Genomic DNA, 24449 nt, shown 5'->3' on the forward strand with positions numbered 1-24449 from the left:
AGAATTTTTTACAACAGAATGTAAAGCGCTTTACAGATAAATAAGGTAGTAAGAAAGTTCGATTTATTGAAAGATTCATTGATATAACAAACTATTAAAAAAGGTTTTCTACCTTTTTTATAGAAAAACCGCTTTCCAAAAAGGAGGAAATATAGTGAAAAAATTATTCATGATTGCAGCTGTAGCAAGTGTGATAGCGCTATTAGGTGCTTGTTCAGGTAAAAAGGCTGATTTAACGGTAACTTCTTTTACAGACGAGCTACAGGATGTCATTGATGTATTTGAAGAGAAATATGATGTAACCGTGGATTTGCAAATTATTCCAACAGAGAACTATACGACAACACTTCGTCCATCATTAGAAAGTGGAAAAGGTGCACCTGATATCTTCACGGGAGAAATTGTATACTTAAAGGATTGGGTTGAACAAGACTATTGGGAAACATTATCTCAAGATCCTTATAATGTCCAAGACTGGGAATCTGACTATATGGATTATGTGTTTGATTTAGGGAAGAACGAGGATGGTGAAGTCAAGGCGGTTTCTTGGCAAACAACGCCGGGGGGAATCTACTATCGGCGTAGTATTGCCAAAGAAGTGTTAGGGACAGATGACCCTGAGGAGATTGGAAAGCGCTTTTCAACAATGGAAGGATTAATGGAAGTAGCAGAGGAAATGAAAGCTAATAATTATCGTTTATTTCCTGACGAAGGTTCCATTCAACCTTATACAGATGGCCAAGATCCGCAACCATGGGTAAATGAGAATAATGAACTAGTGATGACAGAAGCTAGATTATCCTATTTTGATTATGCGAAGGAATTTCGTGATAAAAAATACACGGCTCTTGCTCCCGCCTGGTCGCCTGCTTGGTATGAATCATTTAATGGACCAATCAGCTACAACAAAGGTTGGGATGAAATTGAAGAAGATGAAAAGGATTCAGATAAAACAGAAGTCTTTGCTGTATCCTTACCAACATGGGGATTACATTCTGTACTGAAGGAACATGCTACGGAAACTGCCGGGGATTGGGCAGTGACAAATGGGCCAACACCTTATTTCCAAGGTGGAACGTGGATTGGAATGTATAAAGACTCTAAAAATAAGGATTTAGCCTTTAAATTCATCGAAATGCTTGTTCACGATGAGGACTTTTTGGAAGATTGGGTTAAGGAAACAGGTGATGTTCTTTCCTATCTTCCTGTAACAGAAAAAGTGAAAGGCGATTTCTCAGACGAGTTTTTAGCTGGACAAAACAACTATGAATTCTTCCTGGAGGAAGCTGAGAAAATTGATGCAAGTATCATCACAAAATATGATCAATCAATTGGTGATCTGTTTGGAACCGAGGTTGGTAATTATGTTGAAGGAAAGACTACGAAGGAAGAAGCTATTAAAGAGTTTTACAAGCAAGTAAAAAATGCTTATCCCGATATCAAGGTACCTGATGAAAAATAATCAAATTTAAAGAGAGGGGGAGGAAACAGGTTGACCTGTAAGACCCCCCATCTCTTTTATTAAGGAAGGGGAAAGAGCATGATTAAGGATAATAAAAATGCATTTCTATTTATGTTCCCATTCGTTTTTGTCTTTTTGGTTTTTAATATTTATCCAATTCTTTTAACCTTTTATTATAGTTTGACTGATTATACTGGGATGGGTGGAATTGGAAACGCTAATTTCATTGGGGTTGAGAATTATGCCCGTCTAATTGGTGACGGTTATTTCTATAGTGCTTTAGGGAATACTTTAAAAATTTGGGGACTTAATTTTATCGTTCAAATGGGGATTGCGCTTGGCCTTGCGCTGTTGTTCTCTGATATTCGCTTGAAGTTAAAAGGTGTTGGCCTATTTCGCGCGTTATTTTACTTACCAAACATTATTACAATCGCGTCCGTTGCCTTGCTTTTTAATATATTATTAGATTGGAACTACGGGGCATTAAACCAGATGTTATTAAGTTTAGGAATTATTGATTCGCCGATAAATTGGTTAAATAATCCAACATATGCGCAATCCTGGGTTGCCTTAATCGGTGCATGGATGTGGTTTGGGAATTCATTCATTATCTTGCTTGCAGGAATCTCTGGGATCTCGAAAGATTACTATGAGGCTGCTTTAATTGATGGGGCTAATTGGTGGCAATCTTTTACGAATGTAACATTGCCCCAACTAAAACCAGTGTTATTGTATGTATTGATTACCTCTATCATTGGTGGATTACAAATCTTTGATTTACCGATGTTGTTGACAGATACCCGAGGTGCACCAGACGGCGCATTGAACACTATGGTTCTCTATTTATATAATCAATCCTTCAAGTACAATAACTTCGGTTATGGTGCGGCCATTGCCTATGGATTATTTATTATTACGGTTATTTTCTCAGCCGTTACCTTCCGTTCCATGTACCGTAAAAATGCAAGTTAGGGGTGAATTCAGTGAATAAAATCAAAACAGCTAAGGTCTTTATTTATGCTGCATTAATCATCTTGTTGATTATTTGTTTTATCCCATTTTATATGATGATCATTAATGCAACAAGAACGAACTCAGAAATATTGCAGGGATTCTCAATGATTCCTGGAGCCGCCATATACGATAACTACCAAGTTCTTACTCAATATGTTGACGTATGGAGAGGATTTCTCAATAGTTTAATCGTTGCGATTTCGGTGACAGTTTTAAACGCGTATTTCTCTGCTTTAACAGCGTATGCATTTTTGGTCTATAAATTTCGTTTTAAGAATGCTATATTTGTGGCATTTATCGTCATGATGATGGTACCAGGGCAGTTAGGATTACTTGGTCTTTATGATCTTAGTAATGCACTAGGTATGCTAGACACATACTTCCCGTTAATTATTCCGGCGATTGCGGCACCATTTACAGTCTTCTTTTTCCGCCAATACATGGTGACGACAATGCCACTTTCGCTTTTAGAAGCGGGGCGAATTGATGGAGCTACTGAAATTCATATGTTCCATCGAATTGTACTGCCAATTCTGATGCCGGCGATTGCGACAATGGGGATCTTTACCTTTATTGGTTCATGGAATAACTATATTACGCCACTCGTTATTTTGCGATCTCCAGACTTGTTTACACTGCCGGTGATGATGGGAGCACTTCGTGGCTCACCAGTTGCCATGAATTTAGGTGCGATGTATCTAGGGATCGCCATCTCCGTTGTACCGATTATGATTGCGTTCATATTCCTCTCCCGCTACATTATCAACAGTATTTCAGCCGGGGCAGTAAAAGAGTAATTTGAATACCCTTTGGATGCTAAGTAAATTAGTCGATCGGATAAATTCTTGTAAAACCACAAGATAGAAACCGTATTTTAATGTCAATATCTAACTTTTACAGCAAAAAATAATGAAAATAGCCTAGGAGCCTAGTAGATACTGGTTTCTAGGTTGTTTTTCTTTGTTAGAACATTTTTTCGAGAAAATGGTACATGTGCAAAATTCAATCTAGATCCACTTTGGAGTCTAAAACTAATTAAAAAGAGCGGGCCATCTTAATCAAAATATAATTCCCCTAATTGACTTATAACCAATATATTTACTATAATAAAGAAAAAAGGACATATCTATGGTTTCTCCTATTGTTCTATCTAAAAACTTTAGTCAATTTTCAAAAGTTCTATATCACGGAACGACATCCAGTAAATATGAATCACTTCGAGCCGGAGTTAATATTTCCTTCTGTGAGGAATTTACTGACTTTGGAAAGGGTTTCTATTTAACTTCCAATTTTCTACAAGCAAGTAGACATGCGGATAAACGTTCAGGGAATAAGGAAGAATCAATAGTTTTTGTTTATGATCTCGATATACAAGGTTTAAAACAGTTATATCAAGGGTATATACTGAATAAAATGGATGTAGAATGGGCAAAATTTATTTATAACAACCGATCTCGAAAGACTAATTTTACCCATAACTTTGACTATGTGTTAGGTGGAGTCGCCGATGGAGCAATTTTTGACCTTGTAAAAGCCGTTGATTTGGGTCTTGATATTAAAGACTTTTATGAGGAAATTGCCAAATACGGGACTTATGATCAATTATCTATACACAATCAAGATATATTTAAATACAATGTAATCAAATACTCAAAGGTGGCGAAAGCATATGCAAGAAATGAATCGTATGACCAAAGAAGGATTAATGTCATTTCTGAAATTTGAGCATGAAAACGGCTATCCTTCCTTTAGAACTGAAATTGCACAGGTGTTACATGAAAGGTATAATGTTGGCCTTCAAAAGGCAGAGGAACTTGTATGGAATGATTTTATTGGTGAAAAAATAACCGAAGATATTGAGTGGTCGCAGCATATGGGGCCAAACTATTGGGCAAAATTCATTTTAGCCAATTGTAAGGATGCTTTACCCAAAAGAACAGGACGTTTAGTTCCGCAATATTAAAAGAGCCCCTTTTTGTATTTTACTACTTAATGGGGCTTTTTTGTGCCAATCGAGAACACCTTAGGTATATGCCAAGTTCATCACTAAGTGCCGGCTTCTGATACAATTCAGACAGGATGATAATCGCTATTTACTTTAAGAGCCTCTGCCAAAATGCTATATCCCTTGAAACAGGAAGCAAAAAGCCAATTAAGGGTTGTTGCTTTATTCCGCAAAAGAAAGGGGACATTTGTAAGAACACTATGACAAATCTAAAAGTGGGGATAGGTTTTTGGTAGTGCCAAAGTCTAAAATTCCTCCTTCTAATGAAGTTGTTGCCAAGGAACATTATTTCCTTAATGCAAGGGGCGATGGATGTTGAAGTTTCCGTATTGCTTGATGCAATGGGTGACTATAAAGAAGAGAAATATAGCAATTATTCTTTTTATGTTGGGGAGATTGAGGAGCTTCCTGTTGTTGTGTCAAGAACAGAGGTGGGCATGGTCAATGCAGCCGCATCGACCACACTATTAATTGAAAAATATTATCCAAAAGCGATTATTAACCAAGGAACAGCTGGCTAATACTTCATATATCTCTTCCTATACTCAGTTGGAAGTAACCCAGTGGACTGCCGGAAAACATTGCTAAAATACCTTATGTCTTTATAACCTACATTTTCTGCTATTGTGCCTATTTTTAAGTTTGTGAAAGAGAGATAGTTCTTTGCTTTATTTATTCGCATAATGCGTATATATTCATTAAATGTGTGTCCAGTAATATTTTTAAAACAGATTGAAAAGTAGCTTCTACTCATATTAACTTGATTTGCAACGTCATTCGCAGTAAGGGGGGCATCTAAATTTTTCCCGATAATGGAAATTGCCTCCAATATACATTGATTTGCTTCTACTGACACTGATTGACTATATAAAGATGTGCTAATTACATGTTGTATATTTCGCATCTGCTTCTCAATATCATTCCAAAAGTGAAAAATGTGATTTCGCTGCATAGTGTTTGATAGAAAATCTGAATATACCCGAGAACATTCATTAATTGTAACGAGGATTAGATCATTTATCTGGAGCTTGTTCAGTCGTACATTCTTCACTTTTAAAAGGAGTTCTTCTAAATGCTCTTTATCCTTAATCCATTCCATCGAGAGTAATTGCGTTTGGATTTCCTTCAAATACAGATCGTTTTCTAACGCTGGAAAAATAAGCTGGTCTATATCTTTTACCTGTATTTTATTTTCTTCATTTAGTTCATAGAATAATAAGCTGTTTTTATGTTCTGATAATTTTTGTTTCCATGTATTCCAATTCTCCATTTGATTGTTCACTCGAACTATTAATAGCTGATCAAATATACTTTGGTTGGAAATGATATTATCAATCTTCAGGCTTTGGTTCTGTTTGTTCGTCTTAATCACTATTATCTCATCATTTATTTTAATAACTTTTTGCTCAGATATGATTGAGAGTAATAGATTTGAAGTTTGAATCGGTTTGTTTGCTAGTAAAATGATAGAATCTTCAATCCACATATGTTCATCGGATGAGGAGCGATATTTGGAAATCTCTTTCTCAATCCGATGTTGAATTCTTAATAATGTAGAACCCATCGTTTGATCGTCTAATTCAACTTTAGCAATATAATCAATTGCACCTAGACGCATTACTTCTTGAATATATTCAAAATCTTGGTGTAGAGTTAAGACGACCACAAATATGTTTGGGTACAATTTTCTAACTTCCCGGATTAAATCTATGCCTGACATAATTGGCATCGCTAAATCTGTTATCATTAGATCTACGTCTACTTTATTTAATTCCTCTAAAGCCTTTTCTCCATTTTTTGCTTCTGCCACTACCCTCATGCCATAGTTGTCCCAGTTTAATTTATTAATCAAGTTTTTTCTAACCAATTTGTCATCTTCAACGACCATTACTTTAATCATGGATTGATGAAACCCCTTCCTGCAGTGGTATCATTAATGTGACAGAGGTGCCTCTATCTAACTCACTCTCTACTTCAATAGATGCCAAATCCCCGTAAACACGATGTAAAATACGTTTCACATAATTGAGACCGATTCCCATTCCAATTTTAGATTCATCGTGGTCCTTTTGTTTTAAAATAGAATCTACCTTTTCTTTTGGCATTCCCCTACCATTATCGGAGACTTTGATTATAATATGTTCCTTATTCGAACACGCGGTTACAGTTATCTTCCCTTCATCGACAAGTCCATGATAAATGGCATTTTCAACTAGTGGTTGCAATATGAACCGTGGCATCGGGCAGGACATTAGTTTGTTTTGTATATTTATGTTTAACTCATAATCGAAGTCGTAACGTATTTGCTGTAATTTAATATATTGTTCCATCGAGTCTATTTCTTCTTGTAATGATGAGGATGTTCCTAGTTTCCCCATATTGTAGTATAAAATTTTATTTAGAGAGGTTAACAACTGTGTAAGCTCTTCCCGATCTCCAGATACTGCTAGCCATTTTGCTGTATCTAATGTATTCATCAAAAAGTGTGGGTTAATTTGATGTATTAATTTTTCCACTTCCAAATCTGCTCTATCTCGCTCTTTATTTTCTATATCTTTAATCAATCTTACTATTTGTGCTTTCATATTTCTAAACTGATTCGTTAATTCAACAAATTCAGGTATTTTCGTTTTTACTACTTCTGAATGAAAATCAGTCTTCTCCATTAAATAAATTTCATGCCGAAATTTATTTAATGGTTTGTGAAAGCTCTTCCATAAAAATAGGGATGCAATAATACTTATACATACAAATAGTATAATGATATACCTCATCAGGATACTCCATTGTTTCATAGCTTGATCGTAGTGGCTCATAGGAACAAGGGCAATAATACTCCAGCCTTTCGGGGAATTTTCACTGAACCAGTAGTATCCATCTGTTTTGCCATAACCATCTTCATTTACTTGAAAACGATCATTCAAGTGAAATTTTGTATTTTCACTATAAATGATCTTCTGATCATTATTTATTATCAAATAATTGGTGTTATTTAGATGCTGTTCAATTTCTATTATATCACGAGTAATATCTATCTTTGATTCCAAATAGATATAGATGTTTTTCGGAAAACTTAGATCTAATTCTCTTACAGTCGATAAAACATATTGGTCTTTATACCTTTCTTGGCTGATATGAGGACCATAATTGTTCATGTTATGTCCCTCAATCAAGAGGGGAGCATGATGGATATCAAAATCATTTTTAATGCCCTTTGACTTAAAAAGTATTCTATCGTCAGAATCCACATACAAAAGTGAAAGACCTATATTAGGATTACTGAAAGTGATTACATTTAATTCGTCATTTAATTCTTCAAAATGTTTCAATCGGTCATAAGGTGATTCACTTTCTAAATAAACTAGTAAATTATTTCTTAAATTAGAAGAAAACGCTATTTGTTGAGACACATAGTTCATATCATCAATCGCATTCTCAATTGAGACCTTAAGTTGTTTAAGATTGCTTTTATAAGCAGAATGTAATTTTTCAGTTAAAATATTTGACATAGAAAAATATGATATAAAAACTGTAAGCATTAATAATACTAAAGTGCTAAGCCCGAACACTAAAGAAATTCTAGTTTTTAAACTTAAAGACTGAAGAAAATTCTTAAAATATAACCACATCTAATACACCGCCAAGTTTTAGATATATGCAATTATTTACATTTACTTTGAAGGCAGTCCCAATATAGTAGGATACCAGGTTGTACTATATGAAATGTCAATTACCTCAATAGTTCTATTATACCATAAGGATTTTATCATATTTCAATTTGCCTACTAGTAGGTAATCTTAAATTGCAACATTCCACCAAGTTGATGACCATTCATCATTAGTGGTGGAAATCTACAAAAGGACGAAATCATTTAACAGAAAATGTAAAAAATCCCCTGAAAGTGGGTCAAATGTTTAGGATAAGTATAACAAATGTTTCATACCTTGCGGATAGTTAAATTTTTCAAACATTCTTCTAACGAATTCAGATACATTCATCCCGTTGTAAACGCATTCATGTGATTTATAATTAAGTTTGTAAGAACAAATCTTATTTTATTAAGGGGGTACATTAATTTGTTAAAAAGGTCAATGGTTTTAATTTTTGTTATTATGCTGCTTCTTTCAGGGTGTAGTTTAGGTGAATCATCGAGTCAAAAGAAAAAGTCAGAAGGCACCTCACCCAGTAGTATGGAAGATGCGGATCCATTAGGGAAATATGACGAAACAGTTACTATAGCTATTGGTCAGGAAATAGATCCAAGTGACACCAGTTTATCCGAAGCTGGAGATACACCATTGGACAATCAGTACACCCGGAATATAAAGGAAAATTTAAATATTGAAGTGGACCATGCATTTACTGCCTCTCCTTCTAATTATAGACAGAAGGTAAGTTTATCTATAGCGGGGAACGATATACCTGATGCGATGATTGTAAACGCTGTAGAGTTGAGACAAATGGTAAAAGCCGATCAAATCGCCGACTTAACAGATGTCTACAATAATTATGCATCTCCAGTAATTAAACGTATTGTTGAAAGCACAGACGGAATAGCTATGGATGCTGTAACATTTGATGGAAAAATAATGGCAATTCCAAATGTCCAATTATCCGCTGATGGTGTTCATTTATTATGGATAAGGAAAGACTGGTTGGATAAATTAGAATTAGAAGTTCCGCAAACAGTTGAGGATTTAGAAAAAGTTGCAAAGGCATTTGCTGAAGAGGATCCAGATGGAAATGGAAAAGCCGATACAATTGGGTTGGCTGGTCCGGATGTTAAAACTAAACTTTACGCAAACTTCTTGGAATCAACAAATAATCTTTATGGATTTGATGGTATCTTTGGTGCATGTAATGCTTATCCGGGGTATTGGCTAGATGATGGTAGCGGAAATCAAGTATATGGTTCGATTTTACCCGAAACTAAGGAAGCTTTAGGGAAATTACGTGATATGTATGCAGATGGATTAATTGACAAAGAAATGGGTGTACGTGAAGATTCAGGCGAATCAGTAATAGCTGGTAAAACAGGTATGTTCTTTGCACCTTGGTGGATGCCATATGGTCCTATCACCGATGCGGTTACGGAAGATCCTGAAGCTAATTGGCAAGCATATGCTGTTCCTTTAGATAAAGACGGTAAATTTTCACCGCATTTAAGTTCACCAACCAATTCATTTGTTGTGGTAAGGAAAGATTATGAACATCCGGAAGCAGCTATGAAACTATTAAATAATTTGATGGCTGAAGATGCTAAAGGTACGTTTGATGCTAGTAAAGGGGGGCCAGGATATTATCCACTTAGACTGGTATATGCACCGTCGGATGAAACAGAATATAGTGTTTTAGCCTTAAGAGAGGTATTGGAAGGAAATAAAACAGCTGAAGATTTCAAAGATAAACCTGAGTATAAATTATTAGTTAAAGATGCAGAAACAATTAAGGACGTAAAGACCGAACCTTACGATAAATACGATATTCAATATTGGGATATGAATGCTAATAAAGGACAATGGACAAGAGCATACGCCTTATTGGTAGGTGGTTCACCTTTAACTGACAATGAAATAAATGGAGTTTACAGCTCGATTTATAACCAAACAAAAACGATGGAGGATCGTTGGGTTAACTTGAAAAAATTGGAAGATGAAACTTTTCTAAAAATTGTTATGGGACAAGAACCGCTCGATTCATTTGATAAATTTGTAGAAGAATGGAAAAAGCAAGGTGGAGACAAAATCACTGATGAAGTGAATGAAATGGCAAAACAATAAGAAATAGTGAAAGGCGTCTAGCCAAGACGCCTTTATGAAATAAAAGATTTTTTAAAATAAGAACTTACGAAAGGGCAGTCATAATGAAAATAAAAAGCTTTGCTAAACATTATTATATTATGCTCTTACCTGGTTTTATATGGATTATATTGTTTAGTATTGTTCCAATGTTTGGAGTTTTAATCGCTTTTCAGGATTACAACCCTGGAAAAGGAATTTGGGGATCGGAATTTGTTGGTCTAGAAACCTTTAAATACATGTTTGAGTTAAAGGATACTATGCAAGTATTTTTTAACACCATCTATATCGCTGTTATGAAAATTATTGGGAATTTAATAGTACCATTATGTTTTGCTTTACTATTGAATGAAGTACGTTATATGGGATTTAAACGGACTATACAAACAATTGTATACTTACCACACTTTCTATCTTGGGTTATTCTTGGAGGAGTACTGTTAGACATTTTTGCATTTGGAGGACCTATTAATCAATTGTTAGGTGTCTTCGGAATTGAGCCAATACTATTTTTCGGAGAGGCCAAATTATTCCCTTTTTTGGTAGTTGGAAGTGATATTTGGAAGGAGTTTGGTTTTAACACGATTATTTATCTTGCTGCACTGACTGGAATTAATCCAGCATTGTACGAAGCGGCAAGTATAGACGGTGCAAATCGTTTTAGATTGCTATGGCATGTGACTCTTCCTGGGATCCGGACTACAGCAGTACTATTAGCAGTTTTAAGCTTAGGAAATGTGCTGAATGCTGGTTTTGATCAAATTTTCAATCTATATAACCCGCTTGTTTATTCTACAGGAGATATTGTTGACACATGGGTTTATAGAGCTGGATTGTTGAATTTACAATATGAGCTAGCAACTGCAGTTGGTTTACTTAAATCCGTAGCTGGATTTATTTTAATCAGTTTATCGTATTTTCTGGCCTATAGATTTACTAATTATCGAATTTTCTAAAGGGGATCACAATTATGCTTAGTCGAAACACCTTGTCTTCAAAGATAATAGACGTGACAATTATCATTATTCTTTTGCTAGTCGCAATAACTTGTATATTGCCTTTATGGTATACATTATCGCTTTCATTCAGTTCAAAATCAGCAGCGGCTGCGGGAGCTGTTACTTTATGGCCAGTAGACTTTAATTTGAATTCTTACAAGCAACTTTTGCAGGACACCCAATTCTTTAAATCATTTTGGATTTCGGTTAAAAGGGTTGTATTAGGTGCGGGCTTGAATTTTATAATTGTACCATTAATGGCTTACCCTTTGTCTAAAACTGTAAAAGATTTTAAAGGACGAAATGTATTAACGTGGACTTTGATATTCACTATGTTATTTAATGGAGGATTAATTCCCATTTATTTGACAATCAAAGGATATGGCCTCATGAATAGCATATGGGCGCTAGTTTTGGTTGGCGGAGCTCAAACTATCGTATTCAATATTATATTGGCAATAAACTTTTTCCGAAATTTACCGAACGCGTTAGAAGAAGCGGCGTTGGTGGATGGGGCAGGACCTTGGTATATTTTATTTAAAATATATATACCACTCTCAATTCCAGTATTAGCAACAGTATCTCTTTTCAGCATTGTTTATCATTGGAACGAATTTTTATACGGGCTGGTTTTTATGACGAGAGAAGAATTTTATCCACTTCAAACATATATTCAGCAGTTAGTAGTGTCTGTAGATCCTTCTACGATGACGGAGGACCAATACAAAAGGATGAGCGAGATGTCGAATAGAACCTTGGATGCTGCAAAAATATTCATTGCCATGATTCCTGTTTTAGTCATTTATCCATTTTTACAAAGATATTTTATTCACGGTATTACACTCGGTTCTGTAAAAGAATAAAGATAGTGTCAAGTTCTATGAGTTATTGTTAAAAAGGGACCCAATCGCTATTGGCAACAAATCTACAAGCAAAGGTAGCCAAATGATCCCACAAGTAGTTTTTGAAAAAAGTTCTTGAGGGCTGTTTAAATAATGAAGGTTGAAAAGAGTAGTTATGAACTTAAAGTAAAACAATTTTCAAATAACCGAGAAAAAGAAAAGGGGTATTTAAAGATGAAATTTACTGATGGTAACTGGCTTATACGTGAAGGATACGAGATTCATTATCCTCACATGGTGTTTGACATGGATGTAACGGATGAAAGTTTAACTCTTTATACTCCGTGTAGGGACATCGACCATCGCGGAATGACATTGAATTGTCCACAATTAACAATCAAGTTAACGGTCCCAAAGGAAAATGTCATACGTTTACAGACTTGGCACCACACGGGAGGTGTAAAGCGTACGCCTGCTTTTGATGTGGCTGATGAAAAGTTGACATCTACCTATGTATCTGAAGAAAATGAACTCATTTTTGGGAATGGAGATGTAAAAGTTAAAATCCAAAAAAGACCATTCCATATGACATTTTATTATAAAAATGACATGATGACAGAAATGGATGCAAAAAGTTTTGCATGGATTGAAGGTCCGGAAAATACAAACTATATGAGGGGGCAGCATCGCCTATCCGTTGGGGAATATCTATACGGCCTAGGAGAGCGCTTTACTACTTACGTGAAGAACGGACAATCAGTAGATATTTGGAATAAAGATGGGGGAACTAGCTCAGAGCAAGCTTACAAAAATATTCCCTTTTATTTAAGCAACCGAGGATATGGAATATTTGTGAATCATCCTGAAGAAGTAAATTATGAATTGGGTTCAGAATATACCTCTAAGGCGCAATTTAGCATTAAAGGGGAATATCTAGATTACTATTTAATTATTGGACCAGAGCCAAAAGGTGTAGTAAGCCGATATACAGAATTGACTGGAAAACCAGCACTACCACCCGCTTGGTCATTTGGATTATGGTTATCTACTTCTTTTACGACGGATTATAACGAGGAAACCGTCAATCGCTTCGTTGATGGTATGATAGAACGAGATATCCCATTAAGTGTATTTCACTTTGATTGTTTTTGGATGAAAGGTTTTGAATGGAGTAACTTTATTTGGGATCAAGATAATTTTCCAGACCCTGAAGGAATGTTACGTAGATTAAAAGAGAAAGGTTTAAAAATCTGTGTTTGGATCAATCCTTATATTGCTCAAAAATCCCCATCGTTTGAAGAAGGAGCTAAAAACGAGTATTTATTGAAAAAGGAAGACGGCAGTATTTGGCAATGGGATTTATGGCAAGCAGGAATGGGGATTGTTGATTTCACAAATCCCAAAGCATGTGAATGGTATACAAGTAAGCTAAAAATATTGATGGATATGGGCGTTGATTCCTTTAAAACCGACTTTGGTGAAAGGATTCCAACGGATGTCGTTTATTTCGATGGTTCTGATCCAGTCAAAATGCATAACTACTATTCCTATATTTACAATAAGGTCGTGTTTGATCTATTAGAAAAAGAAAGAGGAAAGAATGAAGCAGTCCTCTTTGCCCGATCCGCTACAACAGGGGGGCAAAAATTCCCAGTTCACTGGGGTGGAGACTGTGATTCAACTTATGAAGCGATGGCAGAAAGTTTACGGGGAGGTTTGTCTTTAACAACATCAGGATTTGGATATTGGAGTCATGATATAGGTGGGTTTGAAAATACAGCAACCCCGGATGTATTTAAACGTTGGACAGCGTTTGGTCTGCTATCGAGCCATAGTCGTCTACATGGTAGTTCCTCTTATCGGGTGCCATGGAATTTTGATGAAGAAGCTGTTGATGTCACTCGCCAATTCGCAAAACTGAAAAATCGTTTAATGCCATATCTATTCGGTGCCGCAGTAGAAAACCATCATACAGGTGTTCCAGTCATGCGGTCCATGTTGCTAGAATTTCCGGATGATCCAATTTGTGAACCACTAGATCGTCAGTATATGCTGGGAGATGCTTTGTTAGTTGCACCGATATTTAATGAAGAAGGTATCGGTTCCTTCTATTTGCCAAAAGGCAGATGGACATGTCTTTTAACAGGAGAAGTAGTGGAAGGTGGTACTTGGGTGAAGGAAAAATTTGATTATTTAAATTTACCACTTTATATTCGTCCTAACACAATTTTACCAATTGGATTAACGGATAATACACCGGTCTATGATTATACCGAAAATTTGACTATCAAATTAGTAGAAATAGAAGATGGTGCAAATATTGACCGGATGCTTGTTAATGCTGATGGAGAAGAAATTGGCCATATACATGTAACACGTACCGGAAACGAAATTTCCATCACAACAAGTGGATTAGAAAAACCATATACAATCGAAGTATCCGGAAAGCAGAAGCTAGAGGTAGAAGCGGGGAAACAGGAAATGAAAATACTAATATAATGATTTAAGGCTCGTTATCAACGGTGAATATTCACCGTTGATAATGGTCTTCCGCGACGTGGTCGATATTTTTAATGGCGTGAAGGTTGGAATAAACAATGGTTGAAAATAGATGACAAGAGAATGGATAGTGAAATTTTGTTGGGAGAATTGCATTGAAGGTTTTTAAGTTTACCCGAAAATAAACCTTGACCTTTAAACAAATACAGGTATCCAAAAAAGTTAGGTGAAAAACCAAGCTTTTTGGATGCCTATATGGCTTTTATGAAGTAAAAAAGCCCCCCGAAATGTGTTGAAATTTTATTGACCAAAACAAAACAAAAACACATAAGAAGGAGGACTTTCTGTGAAAAATTACACCACACTTTCACAAGATATTTTATACTGCTTTTCGGTAGGAATAAAGGCAATATTGGAAAAGGATTCCGTAGGTATTCAACATTTTAAGTACATAGAAAAGCCGTGCGCTCCCAAGCAACCTGTGTTTCAACTTTGAAGAAATAAATTGAATATGAAAGGTTATCAGTGATTCTAGTGAAGATGCATACCGTTGTTAGAAATGCGTTGATTGGAGTGGCGGCTGGCGACTCCTGCGGGAATGAGCGTGCAGCTTGAGACCCTGCAGGAGCGAAGCGACGAAGCGGCTCAAGACACGCCCCGCGGAAAGCGTCCAGCCGAAACGGAAATCAACATCTTCATCCTACCATTAACCTTTATAAAAAATGTGCCTAACCGCACGTTTATTTGTATTACATAAAATGTGTAAACAGAAATCAACCCAACGATTTCTGTTTCGAAAATGTCTGGTTGATGAAAAAATCCTTCATATCTAATGAAAATCGGTAAACTTAAAATAACTCTTCATTGTTTTTTATACATCATTAAGATTAACTTGAGTTAATAATTTGTTCGGATGGATATGGGCTATATGCAATGTTAGGAGGTGTGGCAGAAAATTTCTATTTAGAAGTGCTAAGATGATATTGTAGTTATGTTGAAGAAATAGGGAAATAGTTGCAGGTTTTTTCCATCTTTTGTCGAATTGAGTAGATGGCGAAAATCATGTAAAATATAATGATTGTTATAAACAAAAAGCTGAGGTGGGAAACGATAGTACTATTATTACCCATATTTTTATTAGTTTTATTAGTATTCTTATTAAGGATTTCAAAAGCGATAAGCAAATTTGTAGCGGTTTTTATTGATTTTTTATTCATAGGAGGATTCACAGCCTATTCATTACACGAAAAAGTATCAATAAAAATAGCCAGCGGAAACGCTGTTTATTTTTGGGATATTGTATTTGGTATTGGAGCTTGCATCCTGTACTTTACCTTATTAAGCTATCTAGTTATTAAGTTTCCCAAGATAGCTGCATTAATCAATTATATTATTGCTTGGATCGGAACACTAGTGATATACGGAATGATTTGTGCCATTTTCATTGGAAACTTCCCCCGATTGTTAAATAACTATTTTTTAAGTACACTTGTTAACATTATTATCATTACTGTACTTGCATTCATAACATTCAATATCCGAAAAAATATATTTGGCACACAACAAAATTATGAAGAGCATGCCTGAATACATGGGAATAACTGAGAGAAGAGAGAAATAATGGTACCCGATAGGGTGCCTTTTCTTTTTCCCATTTAGTTATTGCAAATGTTTTCCAGTTATTAAACAATAGTCCTATGTATATCGTAGGGGTGTGGACAAAATGAATATAATTATTTTTGTTATAGGATTCTTCTTCACTATCGGATTAATAGCAGCAATAACAACTGTATTAAATAGGGATTTTAAGGGAGGGGAACTGTAAAAGATAATATTGCTGTACTACTCGATAAATGTTATATTAAATATGATATATTAATAAAAATGATACTCAGGAGTTTTCAATATGTCCAATGAAACAAGAGAGCCGCTTTATTTGCAGATTAAGGAGTACTTCCAAGATTTAATTTCTTCTAAACGGTTGTCCGCTCACGACCGAATACCAACAGAACGTGAGATTATGGAAAAATTTAGTGTTAGCCGGATTACCGTTACGAACGCTTTAACAGAATTAGTAAGGGAAGGATGGATTTACCGAATTCCAGGAAAAGGCAGCTTTGTACAAGATGGGGGAGAGAAAACTCCTCATGAAATGAATAATCTAGATGAGATAACGACAAAAAATAGTTTGATTGATTCCTCAACCGGTACAAATTCAAAACGCAAGATGATAGGGCTTATCATGCCGACCATTGAAGACTTCTTTGCTGTAAAGTTAATTAATGGTATTTATGGAGTTTTGCTAAATACGGAATACACTGTCTCCATTATTCTCACTCACAATTCAAAAGAAAAGGAACAAGCAGCCATTAGAGAATTCCTACGTATGCAAGTGGTTGGACTACTTATTTTTCCAATTGATGCCCAAACGTACAATGAGGATATTCTAGAATTGAAGGTGAAAAACTTTCCTTTTGTTTTAATCGACCGATATTTGCCAGGTATTGAGACGAACTTTGTCGGTTCTGATAATATCGAGGGTGCAAGGTTGGCAGTTTCCCATTTATGGGATTTGGGGCATCGAAATATTGTCATTTGCGCGGATTCAGCTAAAACAACGGTTTCTGTAGAGAATCGGATTAAAGGCTATATGGATGTGTTTACGGAAAAGGGAGCAATGATTAACCCGTCATTTATTGTAACGGATTTCACAGTGAATTATTCCAACCTAGAAGAGAGTTTCCCTCTTAAAAACCTTATCCAGAATAAGGTTGCTACTGCCTTTATCGCGTTAAACGCAAAATTGGGTCTGCATATTTATAAATTGGCTAAAAGTATGAATTTGAACGTTCCGGATGATCTATCCATTATATCGTTTGATGATCCTTATTTTGATTCTGAGTTAGGTGCTTTTACACATATCTCTCAGTCCGAACAACTTATAGGGGAAGGGGCGGCGAATATATTAATTCAGTTACTGGATAAGCGCCATAATAATGAAGGATATAAGAAAAAGAACATTCCGCCCAAACTTGTTGTGAAGGGTACAACCGGTACCGCACCAAAAGTACTGCTTGATTAAAGAAGGGGAAGTCTTTTTAAAAGAAAGGAAATATAAATTTGACCTGGGCCTGACAAATTTTCAATTGAAAAAAATCACAGATTGGGGATGAGTCCTCAGTCTGTGATTTTAACATTATTAATCCACTACTCTACCATATATTTCAACATCAGCAATCCTTGCGGTATCATCTGCACCTGGATTATCAATTGTAAGCCTTAAATATCTGGCTTCTACTGGATCGAATTCGATATCTGTTACATTTAATTGATTCCCTCTATAATCATCGATTAATTCCCATGTTGAGCCATCTGTGCTTACTTCTACTCGATAATCGCGTGTATTCAACTCTTGTTCGAGGCTATGTTCCCCTGCATGTCTGATCACATACCGATTGATCTCATATGTTTCGCTGAAATCAAATTCCAACCAATTTTCTTCCTCTGAAGAAGACCAAATATCAGCGAAGGTACCGTTAATAGTAACTTTTGGATCTACTGTAGTATCACTTGCTGTTACTGTGGTATGCTCTGACATCGCTAAGTTAAACGGTAAGTGATTTGCTTCATTATACAATGCAAAGAAGTGATCTGCTCGAACAAATTCAACATTCCCATCATACTGTTCATTCAGCTTATCATGAATTTCTATGATTACTTCTGGTTTTAACTCGCTCCAAATATCGACTTGATAAGATAAGAAATATGGAGATTCCCCATCCCATTTATTAATCTCAGTTGTCATATCACCGAAGATATGATCGTAGCCACTTCCGTATGGAATCCTTAATTTTTCAAAAGGTACTCGATCATTTTCGATACTTCCCGCAACAGAAGGTACATCCCTAAAGTTCTGAACGGTTGCTCCATATAAGTTACGACCATTTCTTTCATAAGCTTCTCTAACCATTGGTGAAGCATCATCCCAGATCGTGACAACTCTAATACCTGATCTTTGTAAGTAGGTTTCTGTTAAGCGCGTATATCCATCGGCTGCACCCTCATCCGTCAAGATATCTTTTACTGGGGCACCAGGCTCATTTAGTGTATTATAAGGCATCATGTAGCCCATCCCAGAAGGTCCAGTTACAAAATATTCATTTTCTGTTGCATCTTGATAATAATAGTTTAATAGTCCAGGACCAATATCAACAAGGCCAGGAGCAATTGTCCAGTTCATCGGAATTTGTCCTCGATAGTCTTCATTCTCATCCCAAATCACCCTCATCGCCCGTTGTGTATATTGAATATTATCACCATCGCTTATATATATAGCGATATATACTTTATTTTCTAACTCAGGTTTATTCGGAACTGGCGGAGGTGTTATGGTATGATCATTTCCGCTATATACACTACCACTTATATAAAAATCAGCAGGCATTGTGCCTATGCCAAACTTTGATGCTAACGTAATGCCAGAACGCTCGGTCGTATACCAACCAAGTGCAATTGCATTTCCTGGTTCCATATCTCCATAAAACTTTTCAAGTACTTCTCTCTCGTCATCGTCTAATGTATCAAGCCAAAGAACTGTCTCACCAGTTGCTGCTATAATATCTCTCGTATGATGATGGTCTCCACCTTCATCATATGGTTTAGCATTTAAAATAACCCGTTTCTGTGAGTCATCCCAATAATTATCATAGAGATAGTTATAGATTTCAATCGGAGTCGTAAAAGTCATTTCTGTGAGATCTTCTACTACATCTAATTCTATCCCTTTAGCCTGCATTTCTTCATATACACTTTCAGCTACAGGTATAGCATTCTTTATTCCAGCCATTGTTCCCGCTAAATTTCTATAATGGGGACTTATTGTTGGATCATACAATATGACGCCATCGACTTCGTCTGCGTACTTGGCAAGTAAATCGAATTTAGTAGTTTCTAAATAGACTTCACGATTTTCAAAACCAATGATTGGTGTCATCGGCCATGTAAAAGCACCTTCATCTGCACCAGAGTCAAGCAATAAAATTCTAGGTTTTTCTTTATTCACAAGCCCTTGTAATGCAGAAAAAGTGATCGCTTCATCTGGCGTAAATGCTTGAACCAATATTGTATCAAGCGTATCTTCAGGTGTTGCAAATGTAGGCAATGCTTGCCCTTCTGGCCAAGAAATGCCATTTTCTATGTTTGTTACTTCGGGGTATGGCGTATAATGATTTGTTTTATTTTCGTAGCTTTCCATAAGACTACATCCTCCTAATATACATCCAAGTAATAAGAAACGAATCGGAAACATGAGAGATCCTTTATGCATATAAATTCTCCTCGTAAATTTTCACACTTCAAAAATTAACATAGATTTAGATTCCGATCTGCAGGCCCTTTAGGCAATTGTTTAATGTTTGCTTGCATGATATTCCTCCCCAACATAACTGATTCATTTTGATTAACAGGAAAAACGTTTGTCCGGTTTGCCCACTCATACCATGTCTTTTTCAACTGGTCGACTAGTTCTGGGTAATCTTATCATTGCACTCTCCCAAATATAAAAAATAAAGGGCATACCCTTCTCTTCTTTGTAAGGTGAAGAATATGCCCAATCATTATTTGAAAATATCATACAACCATTTCTTTATTCTGCTCCCATTGCCTCCTGAATCTTTGCAGCTGATTCTTCTGCGACAAGACGCAAATATTCATTTCGATCAATGTTCATATATTCCTCATCATTTAACCAACGGTGTACGTTAAAATCAACATAGTCATCCCATCTACTAATATGCTCCGGTGGGCTTGCAGGCGGATGAGTAAAAATAGATTGCATATTTTTATCATGCGTTGATTCATAATCTTGGAAGAATTGTTCTAGAACTTCATCTTCTACACTAGTAGGCCCGAGACCAATTCGAGCAGCAAATGTCTGATATTCTGTTTCGGTAAAATAAGTGATCACTTTAAACGCTGCGTCTTTGTTTTCACTTAGAGGGCTGATATTCCAAGGAAGGATCCCAAAATCAGGTCGATGCGTTACTTTTGGTCCACCCTCCCATGTAGGGAGTGCTGTAACATCATAATTAAGGCCTTCTGCTTCTGACCACCAATCTACTGCTTGAACAAACTCAACGAACATGGCTGTAGAACGTTCATCAGTAAATTTAGCTGGGTCGAAGAAAGGTTCACCTGAATTATCTAGTGCTCCTATATCTTGGATTAAATCTAGATACCTAGCAAATTCCTCTTCCTCTTGGATTAAAACTTCACCTGTTTCAGGATCAGTGCGATTCACTGAAAATTGTGCAAATGGTACATGCGCAGGTCCTAAATCTAAACCACGATAATGAACACCATTTCGCTCACCAGATACTTTACTTGCTAAATCGATCGCTTCATTCCAAGTCATATCCTCTGTTGGATAATCAACACCAAAGGTATCGAAAATATCTTTATTATAGAACAACACCCAGTTGACAATCTCATATGGCATACCTAAAAGTCGTCTTTCTGGATCTTTAGCTCGAATAGCGTCTAAATAAACAGGGTTGATATGGCTCACATCATAGCCATGTTTTTCGATTAGTTCATCTAGATCGTAATCAAGTCCAAAGTACTCCATATTGTCGGGAGAGATTTGAAAGATAATATCTGGATTCAAATCTTTAGCAAACAATTCTTCTAACTCTTCTCTACCAGAACCTGATTGAATATGTTCAATTGTAATCCAAGGAAATGCTTCTTCGATCGGATCTTTAAAACGATCGTTAAACATTTCTTCATCCCAACCTACAACTACTTGTAGAGTAACTGGATCCGGTTCTCCCTCTTCCACTTCATCACCTGCTGTGTTATCCTCATCATTTGGTTCAGTATTCGTATCATTAGCACAGCCAAAAGCAACTATCACTAATAAAAAAAGCAGACACATCATTAGGAATTTTTTTATCTTTATACTCACGCAATTAACCTCCCGTATTTTTAGGTAATTTCAACAATTTCTTAAGACCTTGCTTGTTATCAACATGTTGTTACAATTTCCGAGGATTATCTAAGCGCTTTCAATTATAGACTTTCAAGTGACAATGGCATAATGCATAGAGGTTTTTATTGTTTATTTAACCCCGCTCAGTTTCTCTGGCTGTTTACAAATTCATTATTTGCAACCTACTTTCAACTCACCTCCCTTCACAGATACTTTACTAAAGGAGAAAACTGCAAAGTAATTCAAATACTTAAAATAAATGGAATATAGCCAATATAGCCTAATTTGTTATAACAGTCAAGGTGTTATTGATATGTCATTAAGTGCATATTTAACAATTTTCTCATATTTCTCATGAGAGAAGGGAAAGGATGAAGTATTTAGACTAGAATTTTAAAATTTATTTAATATAATATTATATTAAATAAATAGAATTAAGAGATGTTAGAGAGGTGTTAGAAATGAAACCGTTGTACTTACAAATATATGCATCCTTGAGATAGGACATAATATAGGTAATGCCTGAAGCCAAATATTCCATTGGTGGGAGGAGTGGGACGGTATGTTTCGTTCCTTTTTGTGGTGATGAAAAAATTACAGCTTTTACGAACGAGAAAGCCCGCTCCTTTAGGGGTGGGCTGATAGTGAGTTCGGACTGGGGCACCCCCTTGTGGGTCATACATGTCCGACAAAAACCACTCTCCTCGTTTTATTTTTATTATCTTTTTGAGTATGTTCATATTCAATACATGCACAAAATATGTTATAATAGGAACATGATAGAAGAATATAGACATACCAAAACCACTGTAAGCCTTCTCAACTATCATTTTGTGTTTTGTCCTAGATACAGGCGAAAAATTTTTTTGAACGAGGCGGTAGATTTAAGATTTAAGCAACTCGTTCAAGAAATTTGTGAGGAGTATGGATTCGAGATAGTCGCAATGAAGACGGATAAAGATCACTGCCACTTAATTGTGAACACACTTCCTACTTTCAGCCCAGCGGATGTCATGAACAAAGTGAAAGGAGGAACTTCAAAGATACTTCGAGAAGAATTCGCACACTTGAACAAAATGCCAAGTTTGTGGACTCGAAACTACTTTGTTTCAACTGCTGGTAATGTATCCAGTGAAACCATTAAACGATACGTTGAGATGCAGCGAAAACGCTAGAAAGGGGGCGAAATCAATGAGGAAATCGAATACGCCTAGTTATGTTCTTGAATTAGAACTTGATGTAAACAAGAAGGATGTTGCTATTCTAGAAAAGAAAATGCGAATAGCGAAGAACATCTATAATTCATGCCTTAGGTACGCTCTCAAACGTTTAGCTGAACTACGCTCAGATAAAGAATATCGTGAACTTGTGAAAGATAAGAAAGCTAAAGCTAGAACGAAACGGCTAAAGGAAATCGAACAGTCACACGGTTATTCTGAATACCAACTCCATGATTTCGTAAAACCAATACAAGCAAAGTATAAGAAAAATATCGGTTCCTTTGAAGCACAGAAGCTTGCCTCACGTGCATTCAATGCAGTAGAGAAATTGAAGTTTCGACAAGCACAACATGTTCACTTCAAACGACCTGAAGACGATATGTCCGTAGAGAACAAATCCAATGGTACAGGGCTTCGTTTTGATGGCGAATTTCTTCTTTGGGGAGAACAAACTCGGGTATCTAAGAAGAATCCTGTAAGTCAACCTACGAAAGGTGCTCTGAAGCTGAGGGGATTCGTGAAGCCAAATGATCTCTATGCTCAAGAATCCCTTAATGACAGAACAAAATATTGTCGGGTTATTATGCGAGAAATCCGTGGGACAAAACGTTTCTTCGTTCAGCTGGTACAAGAAGGATTCCCTCCTGTAAAACGAGATAAAGACACTGGTTTAAAAAAACACCCTGTCGATAAGTCAGACAAACGGGTTGGCATTGATATCGGTCCATCCACCATAGCTACTGTTTCTGAGGAAAAGGTTCAACTTGTTGAGTTGGCTGAGAATTGCATTATGGATGCCAAAAAGCTTCGCCATATTGAGCGAAGAATGGATAGGTCGAAACGTGCATCCAATCCAGACAACTACAATGAAGATGGCACCATCAAACGTGGAAAAAAACTTTCTTGGAACTTTTCTAAGCGATACATGAGCTTGAAAGCCAAAAGGAAGGACATTCATAGAAAACTTGTGGCTAAGCGAAAACAAGCGCATGAAACACTTGCCAACGATATTCTTTTCCAAGGTTCAGATGTTCGAGTAGAAACCATGCGCTTTCAATCTCTTCAAAAGAAAGTGAAGAAGACGACTCGAAACAAAAAGAATGGTCGTATCAATAGGAAAAAACGGTATGGAAAGAGCCTATTGAACCATGCTCCTGCTATGTTGATAACGATACTTGACCGAAAACTTGGCTATCAAGGAAAATCGGTCAAAAAAATAGATACATATGCCACAAAAGCGAGCCAGTTCAATCATGGGACTGGTGATTATACAAAGAAACAACTCAACGAGCGTTGGATCCTAGGTTTTCCGGTCCAACGTGATATATACAGCGCTTTCCTTATTAGGAACACCAAAGATAGCTTAGATACCGTTGATGTGGGTCTTTGCAACACACAATGGGATGATTTTTTAGAACTGCACAATCGTGAGATTGCACGAATTCAACAATCATCAAGCAAGACACTCTACTGGTTTGTGAAGCCAGACAAAACGAAAAGGCTGCCGTAGTAGCCTAGGAATACAAAATCAAATTAGGTTGTCGCTTGGACTGACTGGCACCAAGAGAGTTCTCCTTAAACTCAAGTATGCGATAGTAAAGTCGATGTACGGTCTCTTTTGG

General features: G+C 36.3%; 18 protein-coding genes. 14 read left to right on the forward strand and 4 right to left on the reverse strand.

The window, feature by feature from the left end; all coding sequences use genetic code 11:
• Positions 1–154: 154 nt before the first annotated feature.
• The 6 genes from KI363_RS14590 to KI363_RS14615 all read left to right on the forward strand — a co-directional run bounded on the left by KI363_RS14590 (position 155) and on the right by KI363_RS14615 (position 5002).
• Positions 155–1462, forward strand: coding sequence for an ABC transporter substrate-binding protein (locus tag KI363_RS14590; protein ID WP_158321699.1), 1308 nt, complete (start codon positions 155–157; stop codon positions 1460–1462).
• A 78-nt stretch (positions 1463–1540) separates the two neighbouring features.
• A complete protein-coding gene (locus tag KI363_RS14595) occupies positions 1541–2434 on the forward strand; it encodes a carbohydrate ABC transporter permease (protein WP_212966792.1) in 894 nt (297 codons plus the stop codon).
• Positions 2435–2445: 11 nt separating this feature from the next.
• Positions 2446–3273: a carbohydrate ABC transporter permease gene (locus tag KI363_RS14600; protein ID WP_212966793.1), complete on the forward strand. Its 828-nt coding sequence runs from the start codon at positions 2446–2448 to the stop codon at positions 3271–3273.
• Between the two features lie 331 nt (positions 3274–3604).
• On the forward strand, positions 3605–4201 hold the full coding sequence (locus tag KI363_RS14605) for a DUF3990 domain-containing protein (protein ID WP_212966794.1): 597 nt from the start codon (positions 3605–3607) through the stop codon (positions 4199–4201).
• On the forward strand, positions 4146–4439 hold the full coding sequence (locus KI363_RS14610; protein WP_158321702.1) for a hypothetical protein: 294 nt from the start codon (positions 4146–4148) through the stop codon (positions 4437–4439). The genes KI363_RS14605 and KI363_RS14610 overlap by 56 nt, the downstream gene beginning before the upstream one ends.
• Before the next feature lie 350 nt (positions 4440–4789).
• Positions 4790–5002 carry a phosphorylase family protein gene (locus KI363_RS14615; protein ID WP_246516888.1) on the forward strand — a complete coding sequence of 71 codons (213 nt, stop codon included), beginning with the start codon at positions 4790–4792 and terminating at the stop codon, positions 5000–5002.
• Here KI363_RS14615 and KI363_RS14620 read toward each other — a convergent pair.
• Both KI363_RS14620 and KI363_RS14625 read right to left on the reverse strand, forming a co-directional pair.
• On the reverse strand, positions 4999–6381 hold the full coding sequence (locus KI363_RS14620; protein ID WP_212966795.1) for a response regulator transcription factor: 1383 nt from the start codon (positions 6379–6381) through the stop codon (positions 4999–5001). The two genes, KI363_RS14615 and KI363_RS14620, sit on opposite strands and share 4 nt — an antisense overlap.
• A complete protein-coding gene (locus KI363_RS14625) occupies positions 6374–8110 on the reverse strand; it encodes a sensor histidine kinase (protein ID WP_212966796.1) in 1737 nt (578 codons plus the stop codon). The genes KI363_RS14620 and KI363_RS14625 overlap by 8 nt, the downstream gene beginning before the upstream one ends.
• A gap of 463 nt (positions 8111–8573) precedes the next feature.
• On the opposite strand from KI363_RS14625, the gene KI363_RS14630 reads away from it, so the two are divergent.
• From KI363_RS14630 to KI363_RS14655, 6 genes are all read left to right on the forward strand, one after another.
• On the forward strand, positions 8574–10262 hold the full coding sequence (locus tag KI363_RS14630; RefSeq protein ID WP_212966810.1) for an extracellular solute-binding protein: 1689 nt from the start codon (positions 8574–8576) through the stop codon (positions 10260–10262).
• Positions 10263–10345: 83 nt separating this feature from the next.
• Positions 10346–11236, forward strand: coding sequence for an ABC transporter permease (locus KI363_RS14635; protein ID WP_158321706.1), 891 nt, complete (start codon positions 10346–10348; stop codon positions 11234–11236).
• Positions 11237–11250: 14 nt separating this feature from the next.
• A complete protein-coding gene (locus KI363_RS14640) occupies positions 11251–12141 on the forward strand; it encodes a carbohydrate ABC transporter permease (protein WP_158321707.1) in 891 nt (296 codons plus the stop codon).
• 213 nt (positions 12142–12354) lie between these two features.
• The gene (gene yicI / locus KI363_RS14645; protein WP_158321721.1) at positions 12355–14619 is read left to right on the forward strand and encodes an alpha-xylosidase; all 2265 of its coding nucleotides are present in this window, start codon (positions 12355–12357) and stop codon (positions 14617–14619) included.
• A gap of 1074 nt (positions 14620–15693) precedes the next feature.
• Positions 15694–16206, forward strand: coding sequence for a hypothetical protein (locus tag KI363_RS14650; protein ID WP_246516889.1), 513 nt, complete (start codon positions 15694–15696; stop codon positions 16204–16206).
• Positions 16207–16525: 319 nt separating this feature from the next.
• Positions 16526–17701: a GntR family transcriptional regulator gene (locus KI363_RS14655; RefSeq protein WP_158321708.1), complete on the forward strand. Its 1176-nt coding sequence runs from the start codon at positions 16526–16528 to the stop codon at positions 17699–17701.
• A 117-nt stretch (positions 17702–17818) separates the two neighbouring features.
• On the opposite strand, the gene KI363_RS14660 is transcribed toward KI363_RS14655, so the two are convergent.
• Both KI363_RS14660 and KI363_RS14665 read right to left on the reverse strand, forming a co-directional pair.
• A complete protein-coding gene (locus KI363_RS14660; protein ID WP_212966797.1) occupies positions 17819–19945 on the reverse strand; it encodes a galactose-binding domain-containing protein in 2127 nt (708 codons plus the stop codon).
• A 318-nt stretch (positions 19946–20263) separates the two neighbouring features.
• Entirely contained in the window at positions 20264–21583 is a 1320-nt protein-coding gene (locus KI363_RS14665) for an ABC transporter substrate-binding protein (protein ID WP_212966798.1), read from the reverse strand.
• Positions 21584–22383: 800 nt separating this feature from the next.
• On the opposite strand from KI363_RS14665, the gene tnpA reads away from it, so the two are divergent.
• Positions 22384–22782, forward strand: coding sequence for an IS200/IS605 family transposase (gene tnpA, locus KI363_RS14670; RefSeq protein ID WP_212966811.1), 399 nt, complete (start codon positions 22384–22386; stop codon positions 22780–22782).
• Between the two features lie 16 nt (positions 22783–22798).
• Complete coding sequence (locus KI363_RS14675; protein WP_212966799.1) at positions 22799–24337, forward strand: transposase; 1539 nt, start codon at positions 22799–22801, stop codon at positions 24335–24337.
• Positions 24338–24449: the final 112 nt, after the last annotated feature.

Origin of the sequence: Lederbergia ruris (genome assembly GCF_018332955.1) — a bacterium.
Lineage (GTDB): Bacteria > Bacillota > Bacilli > Bacillales > Bacillaceae_C > Lederbergia > Lederbergia ruris.